Consider the following 12365-nt stretch of genomic DNA (forward strand, 5'->3'; position numbering starts at 1 on the left):
CGCCTTAAATAACGAGGAGGAAGACGATGACCCAGCACTCGGGAATTACGAAGCCGGCTCTGCAGCCTGGTGACATCGCCATGTTGCAGGCTGTGTTGCAGGGTTGGTGCCAAGAAAAATCATGCGGGATGGCCAGCCTCGCGGCGCAGCATGTGGCGAGGGAACTTGTCTCCTGGTTCGAGTGCGGCATTCGAGACCAGGATAAACTGAGCGGTCTGATGCGCTATATGCAGTTGGATTTCAACAGCTTATCGATCCCGACGAAGCCGCGGCGTCCTGAGCCCCTGCCGTTCGCTGTCAATATTGGCGAAACCAGGGTGCTGTAATGGACAGACTTGTCTATTTCAAAAGGATGGCCTCCGATCCGGCCGCGCTCGATACCGTCGTTCGGCGGATTATTGTGCGAAAGATCGTCGAGGAACTTCAGGAAATCTGCGATAGCGAGCCGAGCGGCGGTGCTGACCGGTACCCGGCGGTCGATGGTCTGCTACGGACGATCCGAGCTTCGATCATATCGATCAGCAAAGCCGACGACCGTTGTTGGCAGAAGATCGTTGACGAGCTCCTACAGCTTCGCGCGACGATGGTTGATCTGAAGGCCGGCCATGGTGGCAAGACCTCCCATTGATAGGGGACTACACACGTCCCGCCGATGCGCTCTCATGGCCTTTGGCCAGGACGCATACTGATCGGCGATTGTTTGGGCGTCACTTGCCCGGCAGGTCCTTCTCCGTCGTCGCGGCAGCCGGAAGCCTTTGCTGCGACTGCTCTCTGTCAGAGGCGCGCACCGGGGCCGTCGGCGCCTTGGCGACATACACGCCCAGTCCCAGCGCGCCGATGGCAACGATGAAAGCGCCGGCTATGGCGAAGACAGACCGTCGTCCGTCCTGCTTGATTATTCCAAAAGCGAGGGCGATCCCGAGAAGGGCTGCTCCTCCTGCCACGGCGAACAGCCAGAGATAATTCATCAGCGTAAGCTCCCAATGTCCGGCCGCCTAACCCCGAAGAACAAGGAAGGTTCCTGGAGCATCCGTTTTTTCCAAATCTCGGATGTTCCACCTCGTTCTCCTGAATTCGCGCAACAGCGGCGAAGGCTATTTGTTCAGGTCCTCCGCCATCTGCAGATGATGTTCAAGCGCAGGCCTCGTGCTTGCCGCCCAAGCTTTCAGCTCAGCATTGTCGCCACCTTCGCCGTAGCGCTTGAAGAGGTCGACCGCGTCCTCGTGCGCGGATTCCTGGTCGGAATGATATTGCTTCATGAAATCATCGCCTTGAAGGCCCTTCAGCTTGTCGAGCATGTCCTGCTGCGCGCTGGTCATGGCGCTCGGCAACTGCGCCTTGACCTTGCCGGCGGAAATCAGCGCCTTGAGCTCGCTGCTCGTCTTCTCGTGATCCGTCACCATCTGCTGGGCGAAGGTTTTGGTCGCGGCATCACCGCGATCGACTGCCAACTTGCTGGATTCGATCTCGAACATATCACTGGTGGCGGCCTCCTGTACGAAGTCCTCTGTCTTCGGCGCAACGCCAATCAGCGAGTTGACTCCGGACTTTTCCGCGGCGGATTGGGCCAGGACAGGTCCAGCAAGCGAAATGGCAAGAGAGGCGATAATGATCTTCTTCATGGTTTGGTCTCCTGGTTGGTGGCTCGATTCGGCCGCTAAACAAGCCCAAGGCGGAATTGTTCCCTGCAAATGGATCCCTCCCGCTTTCCGATGGAACAACTCCTTCCGATCACGGTTTGGCTGTCTTGAGTTTGAAGACCAGAGACGGAAAAATCGTTTCCAAAAACCGAAAGGGTTGCAAGGCGGCGCGTCCGCTCTGCGCTCGGGATCGAAAGGCGGACGACGACATGAAAGCACTTACCTGGCATGGCAAACACGACATTCGATGCGAGAGCGTTCCAGATCCTCAAGTCGAGGAAGGGCGCGATGCCATCATCAAGGTGACGGCCTGCGCGATCTGCGGGTCTGATCTTCACCTCTTCAACGGTGTGATGCCGGACATGCATAACGGCGACATCATGGGCCACGAGACGATGGGCGAGGTCGTCGAAGTCGGCAAGGACAACAAAAAGCTCAAGGTCGGCGACCGTGTCGTGGTGCCGTTCACCATCTCCTGCGGCGAATGCTTCTTCTGCCAGCGCGGCTTTTATTCCGGATGCGAACGCAGCAACCCCGACCCGGCGAAGGTCAAGAAGATGTGGGGGAATTCACCCGCGGGCCTGTTCGGCTACACACATCTTCTTGGCGGCTACAGTGGAGGTCAGGCGGAGTACCTGCGCGTGCCTTACGCGGACGTCGGCCCGATCAAGGTGCCGGACGGACTGACGGATGAGCAGGTGCTCTTTCTCTCCGACATCTTTCCGACGGGGTACATGGCCGCGGACTTCTGCGATATCCAGCCCGGCGACACGATCGCGATCTGGGGCTGCGGCCCCGTCGGACAGATGGCGATCAAGTCGGCCTTCATCCTCGGCGCCGAGCGCGTCATCGCGATCGATACCGTGCCGGAGCGGCTTGCTCTTGCCGAAGCGTCGGGAGCCACCACCCTCGATTTCATGGACGAAGACATCTACGACAAGCTCATGGAGCTGACCAACGGGCGCGGCGCAGACGCGTGCATCGATGCGGTCGGCACCGAAGCCGATCCGTCGGCGAGCTGGGACTCGCGCCTTGACCGCATCAAGGTCGCCACGTTCATGGGAACCGATCGCCCCCACGTTCTTCGCCAGGCAATCCATTGCTGCCGCAACTTCGGTACGGTGTCGATCGTCGGCGTCTATGGTGGTCTCCTCGACAAGATCCCGATGGGTTCGGCGATCAATCGCGGCCTGACGTTCCGAATGGCGCAGACCCCGGTGCAGCACTACCTGCCGCTGCTCATGGAACGCATTCAAAACGGCGAAATCGATCCGTCGTTCATTATCACGCATCGTGCGACCCTCGACGAAGGTCCCGAGCTCTACAAGACTTTCCGCGACAAGAAGGATGGCTGCATAAAGGTTGTTCTTAAGCCGTAACGAACGTCGCGGACGCCCTGGATCCTAGCCGGCATCGAAGAAAGGTCCGATCATGCAGAAGAAATCAAACGACCCTATCGAAGACCGGAATAGGCTTCGCCCACCGGAGATGGAGCTCGAGCCGATCCGGTCCGAAGGTGAAGACCATGGCGCAGCTGTCGGCAAGCGCGATAAAGCTCGAACCGGCCGCCATGCGGAAGGATCGCCTGCGCCGCGCCGCGCCCAGGTGGACAATGAAAGGGTAGAAGGATTGCCCGAAACAGACGCGGCAGAAAGCTTGGCGACGGCGCCACCTGTGATGAAGCGTGACTGAGCGTGGTCCTCCCAGCCGGATGGAGACACAGGAGATCACGATCGCTCCAACTTGCGGGGGATTGGCCGATAACCATGGGGCTCGCCCGCATGACACGGAACCTATTCGTTTTTGGAACTTTGAAGAAAGGCTTTCCTCTCCATGAACAAGGACTTTCCCGCGCCAGCTTTCTTGGAATTTTCCAGACCCGACAATGTTATCCGATGCTGATTGCCGGCCCTTGGTTCGCGCCGATGATGTTCAATGAACCGGGCATTGGCCATCGGGTCATCGGTGAACTTTACGAGCCTGACGATGATACGATAGCAAGCTTGGATCGGCTGGAATCGATAGGCATGCCCGGCAACCTGCGAGTGGTGCTAGACGTGGAACCGGTCGCCGGCGGGCCAATATGTTCAGCACTGGCATACATGAAATCGCGTCGGCTCGCCCACCCTGTTCATTCGACTTATATGCGAGTCTACGAAGACAGGCGGTTTATTCCCTTCGATCGGGGAGGTTTAGACTTGTATCGCGATGGCTGCGATGTTGCCGACATGGAAACGCCCGCGTCACTTCGAGCGCCCTACAAATAGCCCGGCCGCCTGAAGATCCTGTTTGTGGAATTCATGATCCTTCCCGGCCCGGACGTTTCCTAGATCGCGCATGGGAGGGCCTCGGCTTCTTGCGCAACGCGCGCCGGGATAGCCGTTTACGATACCGGCAAGTAATGTTGGGCCATGCGCCTCTCGCGCTTCCAAGGCCAATCGAACCAGCCGCATGCGGGCGACGTCTCTGGGTTTCCCGAATGCGGGCTTAGCGTTTCAACTACTCCTCGGCGTCGGAATAGTTCTTGTATTGCAGCTTCTGGAGCGATGCATCGAGCTTCAGGACGAACCCTGTCGGCGCATAGTCAAGTGCGACCTCTCCAAAGGCGGACAGGCTGGAGCTCACGAGGCGTGTGCCGAACCCCTTCTTGCTCGGAGCTTCCACCGTCGGGCCTCCAACCTCCTGCCAAGTGAAGTGCAGGCGTTGGTCGCCCGCCTCATCGCGTACGGACCATTCGATTTCGACCCTCCCTGTGTCCATCGACAGCGCACCATACTTGCTGGCGTTGGTGACGAGTTCGTGCAGCACCAGGGAGAAGCAAAGGGCCGCCTGTGGACCCAATTCAACCGCGGGACCGCTCGCTTTGAAACGCCCGGACGTCTCAAGTCCGAGATTAATCGCGGTCGCCTCGACGATTGTCGCCATGCTCGTGCCCAGCCAGTTCTGCTGAAGCAAAATGTCGTGCGCCTTTGAATAAGCATTGATGCGTGCCGTGATCGAATGCTCCGCATCCTCGAGAGAACTGGCGTTTCGGAAGGATTGGCTGGTGATGGCCTGAACGACGGCCAGCGTGTTTTTCATGCGGTGAGAGAGTTCGTGCATCAGGATGCGTTGTCGTTCCTCATTCTCTCTCTGCTCGGTGCGATCCCTCAGAATTTTTACGTATCCCTCGACTTTGCCATCGTCCGACGTCAACGCCATCATCTGACCGGACGCCCAGAACAACGAGCCGTCCTTGCGAACGTGCCAGCGCTCATCATTGCCATGACCTTCGGTCAAAGCGGCAGTCATTTCCAACTGGAGAATCCCGGCCTGCCTGTCTTCCTCGGTGAAGATGACCGCCGCAGGCTGGCCGACAATCTCATCCGCATCCCATCCGAGAATCCGGCGGGCGCCCTCATTCCACGTGGTCACCAGGCCATCGAGATCCGTGGAGATGATCGCATACTCGATGGCACTCTGCAGGATGGCTTCGAGAAAGCGCTCTCGAGAACGGCTGGAATTGGAAAAGAGTTTCATGATCATGTGGTGCGCGCGATCCTTTCGGGGCCTGCGGGCTGAAAGGCCTCATCCCGATTTTATACCGGATGCCGTCGCTTTGGCAAAGGCCGCAGCCATCCTGCAAGTCCCGGAGGAGCGATCGCTAAAGGCACGCAACCTTCCTGGAAACAAAGATACGCGAGCGACGTTATCAAGCGACGTCTTAGTGAGCGTGGAAGCATGACTGGCCATTCGAGAGAAAAACTGCATGGGGATTTGCCCTCCGCATCTTCAAAAGCAGCTTCCGCCGATCGGAAAGAGCTGGCAGCGATCGCATTTGAACGGACCAGGATGCCAATGGTCGTCACCGACGCGCGTAAGTCCGATCAGCCGATCGTGCTTGCAAACAAGGCATTCCTCGAGCTGACAGGTTACGAGGCCGAAGAAGTGTTAGGCCACAACTGTCGTTTCCTGCAGGGCCCCGCGACGTCTCCGATCGCCGCCGCTGAAATTCGTGCCGCTATCGCCGGGGAGCGTGAGATCAGCATCGAGATCCTCAATTATAAGAAGAGCGGAGAGCAGTTCTGGAACCGCTTGCATCTCAGTCCCGTCCATGGGGATGACGGAAGGATCCTGTATTTCTTTGGATCTCAAATCGACATGACGGAATACCGGCGGATCGAGGCACTGGAGGCCTCCGAACATCGCCTGCTGATGGAAGTCGACCACCGATCCAAGAATGTCCTGGCGATCGTCGACAGCATCGTTCGCCTGAGCAACGCCGATGACCCCGCCCTTTACGCCGCCGCCATTCAACACCGCGTGCAGGCGCTTGCCCGTGCCCATACCTTGCTTGCCGCACGAAGATGGACAAGCATTTCTCTTGAAGAACTCATTCGCCAACAGGTATCGCCGTTCGCGGCCACCCGCACCTTTTTTAGCGGACCGGATATCAACATGCCTGCGCCGGTCGTCCAGCCCCTTGCGCTCGTGCTCCACGAGCTCGCTGTCAACGCAGCCCATCACGGTGCGCTTGCCGCTGCGCAAGGTAGGCTTTCGATCAGTTGGAAGCCAGGACCGTCCGGAGCCGGCTTCAGGATCCGGTGGCAGGAGGTGGGCGTCGACACTCCGCCTAGATCAGCAAAGCGGGGTTTTGGCACGGTGATTGTCGGCGCAATGGTTGAAAAACAGCTTAACGGACGTCTTGAGAAAACCTGGTCGGACGAAGGGCTGCTTATCGACATTGAGGTCCCGTCCGCGGGCTCTTGATTTCAGGGACGGCCATTGAAATTAGGGAATGCCCCAGTGATTAGGAACTATTGATTGATCGCCCTTGAACAGCCGGGGTCCTGCCCCAATATCATTTTCATTAGGACCATTGGTGGCATGAAAGGAGGAAAAGATGCCGCTTAACGATGTTCCGTGGACCCTGCCGGTGAGAATCCGGTTGCAGTGCGGTTTGGAGCGCACCTTCACAGGCGCATACGACGCCTTGGATTTTCTCGAGAACGAATGGCCGCTGCGTCATGGAAAGCGCCATGAACGCGCAGTGAAGACGTGTCGTGGCGTCCTCAACGGGATCATTCCTAGCACCGTCGCGCGCGAAGCCTTCGTTGCGGCCTGCCTCGAAGCGGGCATGCCGTCCGTGCTGGCCCCGTGGAAGGGAAAGCCGACGACGCATCCGGCTCGGCCAGCACGCCTCGTCGCCCATTAATGCAGAATGCCAGACCTCGCCTCGGACGAGGAGAGGTCTGGCATCAGCGCACTTTTCCCCCGACAGAGTTCGTCTCGAATTGGTTCCGCGCAGCGAACGAGGTCGACAAGCGGACGTCGATCTTCTAGCCGGCATCACCGCGAAACAGACCGGGAAAAGGCAGTGCAAAGGGCTTGCCGGATCAGTCATGGTGCGACGTTCGCACGCCACGCAGGCTCGGTCGCGGAAAAAGACGATCTGGACTGCAACAAACCTAATGCAGCACAGCAAGCTTCGCCTGCCTCTCCAGAAGACCTTCGACGGTGCCAACAAGCCTCGCGGCCCGCCGCAAGAGGTCCGCGCCGGTTTCGCTCATCGCGATGTCGTTGGACATCCTTTCCATACAGCCCGCCACCTCCATCATTGCGGTGCCGAGCTCGCTGCGGCCGAGACGGTCCGCCAGCCGTGCAAGGCGGCGGATGTTCTCCACATAGCGGGAAATCACCAATAGCCGCTCTGGCATCAGATCATGGGTAGTGGTGACATTCCCAGGTTGGGTTTGTCGGACTTTCATGTCGGCCTCCGCTTACCCAAGCAAAACCGGACGGCGCGTGGGCTGCGTTTGCAAGCCCTCGCCTCGCCACTCCTCGAGCTTCTTCAGTGCGTCGAGTATGTCCCTGTATCGAACTGGATGGTGGACGCCCGGCGGATGGCGCAGTTCCGGCAAGGATTCGACCGCGGGAAGATCAGAAGCCCACGAAGCGAGAATTTCTCGTTTCTCGTCTGTCGAAAGCCGCGCTGACACGACCTCCTCCGGGTGGTCAAAGTGTCGGTGCGTGTGAAGAATGTGCGACGCGGATATCGCGTCGACGGCGTTGTGGGGATTAGTGTGGTCAGAGCCTTTCGTTTTCATCTTGCGTCTCCTAAAAACTTCCAGCTAACGGAGCGAAAATCTCCAGGTAAAAAAGAGATTGTTTCAACGAAAACAGCATTCAAGTGGTTTGAAGCGCGACGCTCGAATTTTTTTGATGCGCCTCTTGAATCAAAAAACGCTCGAGACCAGATCATTTTTTCGTCGGTCGCCGGATGGGGCCGATAGCAACCAGGAGACGCCAGATTTCGCGTCTCCATTCCATCTCGCTTTACATCGCCGGCCGCGCCTTCGAGCGCCGCTTCGAGCTCGCCGACCACGTCAAGGTGGAAACCGCCTCCTTGACGAACGGCCTTCTCAGCATCGAGCTCCAGCGGGAGATCCCGGAAGCGATGAAGCCCCGTAGGATTGCGATCGGCGGCAACGCCGAAACACAGGCCCCTCTGCAGATCGAGGGCGAAAAGCACGAAGCCGCCTAATTTGAAGGAGGAGCGGGGGCGCTGTCTTTGACGGCGCCCCCGTCCGTATTTGACCCCCACCCCGTCGATGTAAGGGAGCCGGCGGCCTTTTGACGGGCGTGGTTGCTGCGATTGGCGCGGATCGCTGCCGCAACACAATGCATCACAAGCAGGCGCCGCGACGACGCCTGGTCGCCGATCCAAGCGTCCGTCCGCGCTGCCGCGAGCTCGTACTACAAACGACGTTGTGCCCCATCGGCCGTAAAACTATATTTTGTGTCCAGGTTCCTTAGGCGGCGCTCATGGTGGCAACCGTCATTGCCTTTCCGGCAGACCGATCCGGCCCCATGATTCAGAGGCGCCTGCGTGAAAACCCAGGCAGATGGGAGAGAGCGATGCGGAACTGTTTAGGCCTGTTAACGGCGGCAGTTTTTCTCCTCCAGCCATGCTCCTTCGCCAAAGCACAGGCGCCGAACGCGTTGGAGAGAGCTATTGGAGATGTGCAGCCATGCAGGTCGTTGAAGACCAAGGTATCGAGCTTCGGCATCAGTGTCGAGGTAGGCGTCGACAAGCTCGATTCCGTCAAGATCGAAAACCTGCAATTGTCGGTGAATGGCGACACGGCGGAGGCGAGCGCCCGCGGCACGCTTGCTTGCAAAACCTCGGACGAAGCGCTGGTCGAAGGAGGGTTTTCAGCTACCGCTGAAGTTCGGCTGAAGATCGACCTGTCGACCTGCAAGACGACCGATACCTCCATCGAGATCGTCAAGACTGGTGGCCGGTTCGGCGATGTCGTCAAGGGACTGGAGACCCAGATCTCCAGCGCCCTCCGGCAAAGCCTGGAGAAGAATTTAGCCAAGCTTTGCCAGAAGTGATCAGCGAACCGACGTCGCTGCCAAAAAGCCCCATGACCCGTGAGCGATCGCCGAACCTTGGAAATAGAAATGCCTCAGCTTATCCAGGTCGTCATCGGGTGGATAGTGATCACCCGTCGATCTACCCCGCTTCCAATTCGCGTTTTCGCCCGACGACGTTCCGGCGTGGAGACGTGGCACGGCTCCGAAGCCGCTGTTCGTCGTCGGGCAGAACCTTCATATGGGCGGTTGGCTCGGGCTGCGCACACAAAAGCTTGCCTCGCGCAAGTGGGCCGCGTTCGCCTTGAAGCGAACGTAGACACGAGGCAAGCGCGTGCTACCATCTCGGATCATGTAGCTGCCTTGGTCATCTCTCCGACATCAAGACGCCCATCAGGCCCTATATCGTGGATGCCGTTGCGAACTGCTCCCGATCCGGCAAAGACACGGCAATTCAAGGATCGGTATCCTGCTCAGGTCGTGCATGGGGTCACCGGGCCTTGCTCGACTCAGCTCCCTTCGTCGACGCCGCCGGCCGGGATCAGGCAGCGTTTGATCTTGAACGTGTCCCAGGCATTTCGAGCTCGCCGTGGAACATATGCGCCGCCCGACCGTTGCTCCGCTCAGTTTGAAAGGTTGTCTGAAATGCCAAATCAGCGTGCCAACGATGATGAGCTTCGCGACATTATCGATCAGAAACTGACTGCACTCATCCAGGAAATGGAGGATGCGGATTGGAGCGCCAAGGACGTCGCTTTTGCGATTAACGATGTCCTCAAAAGCAAGTGGCTTGATCGGATGATGGCGCTACAAGACGCACGCGACGCGGTTCCAAAAGGATTCCTGTCAGACGGGAACGAAGGCTAGCGGTCGGTTATCCACGGCGTGAAAAAGGAAAAGCTTTCATGACTGCGACATTCCTGGTCATCGCCATCAGTTCGCTCGATCCGGATGGTAGCGACACCCGTAACGAGCCGATGCTCGTTTACCCCGATGCGCTGAAGACTGCACGGCAACTGAAATCTGAAGGCAAAGCGTTCAGGGTTATCGCTGACGGCGACCAGACGGAGGAACAGCTGCAGTCGTTCCTGGCGCTCGGTGCGCTCGTATAGTCGGATGATGGCGGTCGAGTTTGTGGCAGGCTGAGTTCGAAGCCGTCGAGGCAGGAAACGCCGATCAGGTATCGGCTGCCGAGAGGGATCGGACTGAGGACTGTTCACTGACGCTCTGTCTCGACATTCAGGCGCATGGAGCCCGTGTCGTTCGGGACCTATGCCGGCTCGGTCGAAGATCAGTCTTTTGTTGGCTTGCGGGAAACGCATCCGCGCATCGAGACTCATCTTGGCCATTTCAAGATGCTGACCGTCAGACGGTAAACCGGGCAACGGGTGCTGACGTTGCAAATGAAGTCGAGGCCGGGACGAGGAGGATCGATTGGTGCAGCGCACTGCTGAAGGTAACGCGGCCCGCCGCGCGCGCCGCGCTGAGCGCCGGCAGAAGCAGCGCGACGCCAATGTCGATCGGGCGGCCAAAATGCGTCAGGTACGCCTTGCTGATCCGCAGGCCAACAACCCGACCGAGGATCGACGGGCCGGTCGCACCCATATCGGATGTTCGGGGTGGTACTACTGGCATTGGAAGGGGGCGTTCTATCCTGCGGATGTTCCGTCGAGTCAATATTTCGCAATCTATCAGGGATCCTTCAAGACGGTCGAGCTCAACGCCCCGTTTTATTCGTGGCCGACAATCGGAGCCGTGAAGGCCTGGATCCGCCAGGCCGCGCCGGGTTTCGTCTACACCATCAAGGTCTGCGAGCTGATCACCCATATCAAGCGGTTCGAGCACGCGGAAAGTCTGATCCAGGATTTCGGCTATATCGCCGACCTTCTCGGCCCGCAGATGGGCTGCTTTCTCTTCCAGCTGCCGCCGAGCGTTCGCTACACTCCGGAAATGCTGCAATCCATTTTATCGCAGCTCGACTGCCGCCGCAGGAACGTCGTCGAGTTTCGGCACAAGAGCTGGTGGAATGATGAGGTATTCGAAGCCTTCAACGCTGCCGGGGTGATTTTCTGCTCCTGCAGCGGCCCCCGGTTACCGGATGAACTGGTGCGGACCGCCGATGACATCTACGTTCGGTTTCACGGGATCAGGCAATGGTATCGCCACGATTACAGTGACGCGGAATTGCTCGTGTGGGTCGAGCGCATTAGGCAAAGCCGGGCGAAGACCGTATGGGCCTACTTCAACAACGATCGCGACGGACATTCGATCAAGAATGCCAATCGGCTGTCGGAGTTAATGAATATTTCAGCCACGTAGGACAGCTGCGCGGGACGAGGCTGCGATGGGGCACAGAAATCGCTTCGCGGGATGTTCGCGGTCTCCCGATACTGAACGCGGGACGGTCGGGTCTGCGTCCTGAAGTGCGGCGCATTTGTATCTGTTGCAACAAAATAGCCGGTGAACCCCACTGTTCAAGCGGGCGAATGAGGCACATCCCAGCTAGGTGATAGAAGGTCACAACTAGACTTGGTCGCGGTTGCGACGAACAGCTCGCTCAAAAGCTCGTGTTCCAAGCGTTCTAGCCAATCTCGACGCGCCTCTACAGCCAAATCCCTTTGAAAAGCAACGCCGCTGGCTGACGTGATCGTTTTTTCTCATCATGGTTCGAATTACGCCTTGGGCTTATATCTCAATCGTTGAAAATCCCTGCAGCCCAGTGGTTGTCAAATCGCTGTCACGGCGGTGAGTGGCCTGTCATCCTGATCGCGAAGGCTATGAGCAGTGCTGACTGCGGCGATAACCGGAAACTTCGCCTCAACCTTTTTCGGGCAGACGAGACCGAATTCGGACGTTCCTTGTTCGATACTCGGAATTAACACAGGGCTGGAAAAGCAAGAGACGACAAGCTTGGCTCTTCGGTGGGCTACAAGCCTTTCGCACTGTCCTCCATTGAACCGGATGAGGCTGGACTTTGCCGCTTTAGGACGCGCCGATCCTAAGTTTTGTGCCGAAGCCTGGAGCCTTTCCAGCAATCATCGCGCGATTGTGGCCGCCATCCCACGCCCGCCATTCGCAATTCGACCTGCTGGCGGGCCGCACGAATGCCGCGTTCGCATCTCGCACAATGAAGCAGCGCGGCCGGCTCGGAAACAATTCGTAAAACACGGAAATGTTCAGAGCATGATCGTGCCACGAACCGGTGAGTTACTAGCGGGACGTCCTTCGAAGATTCACCGCCGATTGAAAAAGAGCAAAGGCGCTAACTCGTGGCTGACATCAATATACCGTCTTCTCCGATCCGAAAAAGTGACAGTGCCTATCAAATCGAATGCAAATTCGCGCTGGAGCCCTCACTTACCCGGCTTT

The 12365-nt window shown here is 58.3% G+C and carries 16 protein-coding genes and 1 pseudogene; 11 read left to right on the plus strand and 6 right to left on the minus strand.

Annotation, left to right across the window (positions count from 1 at the left end):
• Positions 1 to 26 precede the first annotated feature (26 nt).
• A complete protein-coding gene (locus AC2444_RS36045; protein ID WP_128450113.1) occupies positions 27 to 326 on the plus strand; it encodes a hypothetical protein in 300 nt (99 codons plus the stop codon).
• Positions 326 to 628 (plus strand): hypothetical protein, encoded by a 303-nt coding sequence (locus AC2444_RS36050; protein ID WP_003554639.1) that lies wholly within the window; start codon positions 326 to 328, stop codon positions 626 to 628. The genes AC2444_RS36045 and AC2444_RS36050 overlap by 1 nt, the downstream gene beginning before the upstream one ends.
• Positions 629 to 707: 79 nt before the next feature.
• Here AC2444_RS36050 and AC2444_RS36055 read toward each other — a convergent pair whose 3' ends face one another.
• A complete protein-coding gene (locus tag AC2444_RS36055) occupies positions 708 to 968 on the minus strand; it encodes a hypothetical protein (RefSeq protein ID WP_128450114.1) in 261 nt (86 codons plus the stop codon).
• Between the two features lie 126 nt (positions 969 to 1094).
• Positions 1095 to 1622, minus strand: coding sequence for a DUF4142 domain-containing protein (locus AC2444_RS36060; RefSeq protein WP_128450142.1), 528 nt, complete (start codon positions 1620 to 1622; stop codon positions 1095 to 1097).
• A gap of 227 nt (positions 1623 to 1849) precedes the next feature.
• Here AC2444_RS36060 and AC2444_RS36065 point away from each other — a divergent pair, with 227 nt between their 5' ends.
• Positions 1850 to 3019 (plus strand): zinc-dependent alcohol dehydrogenase, encoded by a 1170-nt coding sequence (locus AC2444_RS36065; RefSeq protein WP_128450115.1) that lies wholly within the window; start codon positions 1850 to 1852, stop codon positions 3017 to 3019.
• A 64-nt stretch (positions 3020 to 3083) separates the two neighbouring features.
• Here the strand turns inward: AC2444_RS36065 and AC2444_RS36070 are convergent, their stop codons facing one another.
• On the minus strand, positions 3084 to 3212 hold the full coding sequence (locus tag AC2444_RS36070) for a hypothetical protein (RefSeq protein WP_017997495.1): 129 nt from the start codon (positions 3210 to 3212) through the stop codon (positions 3084 to 3086).
• A 209-nt stretch (positions 3213 to 3421) separates the two neighbouring features.
• Between AC2444_RS36070 and AC2444_RS36075 the strand changes: the two genes are divergently transcribed.
• Complete coding sequence (locus AC2444_RS36075) at positions 3422 to 3907, plus strand: gamma-glutamylcyclotransferase family protein (RefSeq protein ID WP_245461291.1); 486 nt, start codon at positions 3422 to 3424, stop codon at positions 3905 to 3907.
• 232 nt (positions 3908 to 4139) lie between these two features.
• Here AC2444_RS36075 and AC2444_RS36080 read toward each other — a convergent pair whose 3' ends face one another.
• Positions 4140 to 5165 (minus strand): sensor histidine kinase, encoded by a 1026-nt coding sequence (locus AC2444_RS36080; RefSeq protein ID WP_017997494.1) that lies wholly within the window; start codon positions 5163 to 5165, stop codon positions 4140 to 4142.
• Between the two features lie 195 nt (positions 5166 to 5360).
• Between AC2444_RS36080 and lov the strand changes: the two genes are divergently transcribed.
• Positions 5361 to 6389, plus strand: a complete 1029-nt coding sequence (gene lov / locus AC2444_RS36085) for a blue-light-activated histidine kinase (RefSeq protein ID WP_128450117.1) — start codon at positions 5361 to 5363, stop codon at positions 6387 to 6389.
• A 133-nt stretch (positions 6390 to 6522) separates the two neighbouring features.
• Complete coding sequence (locus AC2444_RS36090) at positions 6523 to 6834, plus strand: DUF982 domain-containing protein (protein WP_003554625.1); 312 nt, start codon at positions 6523 to 6525, stop codon at positions 6832 to 6834.
• Between the two features lie 253 nt (positions 6835 to 7087).
• On the opposite strand, the gene AC2444_RS36095 is transcribed toward AC2444_RS36090, so the two are convergent.
• Together AC2444_RS36095 and AC2444_RS36100 are read right to left on the minus strand one after the other, a co-directional pair.
• Positions 7088 to 7387, minus strand: coding sequence for a hypothetical protein (locus AC2444_RS36095; RefSeq protein ID WP_128450118.1), 300 nt, complete (start codon positions 7385 to 7387; stop codon positions 7088 to 7090).
• 12 nt (positions 7388 to 7399) lie between these two features.
• Entirely contained in the window at positions 7400 to 7726 is a 327-nt protein-coding gene (locus tag AC2444_RS36100) for a hypothetical protein (RefSeq protein WP_128450119.1), read from the minus strand.
• A 233-nt stretch (positions 7727 to 7959) separates the two neighbouring features.
• Here AC2444_RS36100 and AC2444_RS36105 point away from each other — a divergent pair.
• The 5 genes and pseudogenes from AC2444_RS36105 to AC2444_RS36125 all read left to right on the plus strand — a co-directional run.
• Positions 7960 to 8163 (plus strand): annotated as a pseudogene (locus tag AC2444_RS36105) (Hsp20 family protein); the annotation flags it as partial.
• 374 nt (positions 8164 to 8537) lie between these two features.
• Entirely contained in the window at positions 8538 to 9017 is a 480-nt protein-coding gene (locus AC2444_RS36110; RefSeq protein ID WP_128439549.1) for an LBP/BPI/CETP family protein, read from the plus strand.
• Between the two features lie 624 nt (positions 9018 to 9641).
• Positions 9642 to 9863, plus strand: a complete 222-nt coding sequence (locus AC2444_RS36115; protein ID WP_128439425.1) for a hypothetical protein — start codon at positions 9642 to 9644, stop codon at positions 9861 to 9863.
• Between the two features lie 38 nt (positions 9864 to 9901).
• On the plus strand, positions 9902 to 10108 hold the full coding sequence (locus tag AC2444_RS36120; protein WP_003554614.1) for a hypothetical protein: 207 nt from the start codon (positions 9902 to 9904) through the stop codon (positions 10106 to 10108).
• A gap of 322 nt (positions 10109 to 10430) precedes the next feature.
• Entirely contained in the window at positions 10431 to 11315 is an 885-nt protein-coding gene (locus AC2444_RS36125) for a DUF72 domain-containing protein (protein WP_128450120.1), read from the plus strand.
• Positions 11316 to 12365 lie beyond the last annotated feature (1050 nt).

It is taken from the genome of Rhizobium sp. WSM1328, from assembly GCF_057653715.1.

What these genes read in the sequence shown, in the direction of transcription:
- AC2444_RS36045 (WP_128450113.1), top strand. Translation starts at nt 27, where the DNA reads ATGACCCAGCACTCGGGAATTACGAAGCCGGCTCTGCAGCCTGGTGAC.
- AC2444_RS36110 (WP_128439549.1), top strand. Translation starts at nt 8,538, where the DNA reads ATGCGGAACTGTTTAGGCCTGTTAACGGCGGCAGTTTTTCTCCTCCAG.
- AC2444_RS36120 (WP_003554614.1), top strand. Translation starts at nt 9,902, where the DNA reads ATGACTGCGACATTCCTGGTCATCGCCATCAGTTCGCTCGATCCGGAT.
- AC2444_RS36095 (WP_128450118.1), bottom strand. Translation starts at nt 7,387, where the DNA reads ATGAAAGTCCGACAAACCCAACCTGGGAATGTCACCACTACCCATGAT.
- AC2444_RS36075 (WP_245461291.1), top strand. Translation starts at nt 3,422, where the DNA reads ATGACACGGAACCTATTCGTTTTTGGAACTTTGAAGAAAGGCTTTCCT.
- AC2444_RS36060 (WP_128450142.1), bottom strand. Translation starts at nt 1,622, where the DNA reads ATGAAGAAGATCATTATCGCCTCTCTTGCCATTTCGCTTGCTGGACCT.
- lov (WP_128450117.1), top strand. Translation starts at nt 5,361, where the DNA reads ATGACTGGCCATTCGAGAGAAAAACTGCATGGGGATTTGCCCTCCGCA.
- AC2444_RS36065 (WP_128450115.1), top strand. Translation starts at nt 1,850, where the DNA reads ATGAAAGCACTTACCTGGCATGGCAAACACGACATTCGATGCGAGAGC.
- AC2444_RS36115 (WP_128439425.1), top strand. Translation starts at nt 9,642, where the DNA reads ATGCCAAATCAGCGTGCCAACGATGATGAGCTTCGCGACATTATCGAT.
- AC2444_RS36100 (WP_128450119.1), bottom strand. Translation starts at nt 7,726, where the DNA reads ATGAAAACGAAAGGCTCTGACCACACTAATCCCCACAACGCCGTCGAC.
- AC2444_RS36090 (WP_003554625.1), top strand. Translation starts at nt 6,523, where the DNA reads ATGCCGCTTAACGATGTTCCGTGGACCCTGCCGGTGAGAATCCGGTTG.
- AC2444_RS36070 (WP_017997495.1), bottom strand. Translation starts at nt 3,212, where the DNA reads ATGGCGGCCGGTTCGAGCTTTATCGCGCTTGCCGACAGCTGCGCCATG.
- AC2444_RS36050 (WP_003554639.1), top strand. Translation starts at nt 326, where the DNA reads ATGGACAGACTTGTCTATTTCAAAAGGATGGCCTCCGATCCGGCCGCG.
- AC2444_RS36055 (WP_128450114.1), bottom strand. Translation starts at nt 968, where the DNA reads ATGAATTATCTCTGGCTGTTCGCCGTGGCAGGAGGAGCAGCCCTTCTC.
- AC2444_RS36080 (WP_017997494.1), bottom strand. Translation starts at nt 5,165, where the DNA reads ATGATCATGAAACTCTTTTCCAATTCCAGCCGTTCTCGAGAGCGCTTT.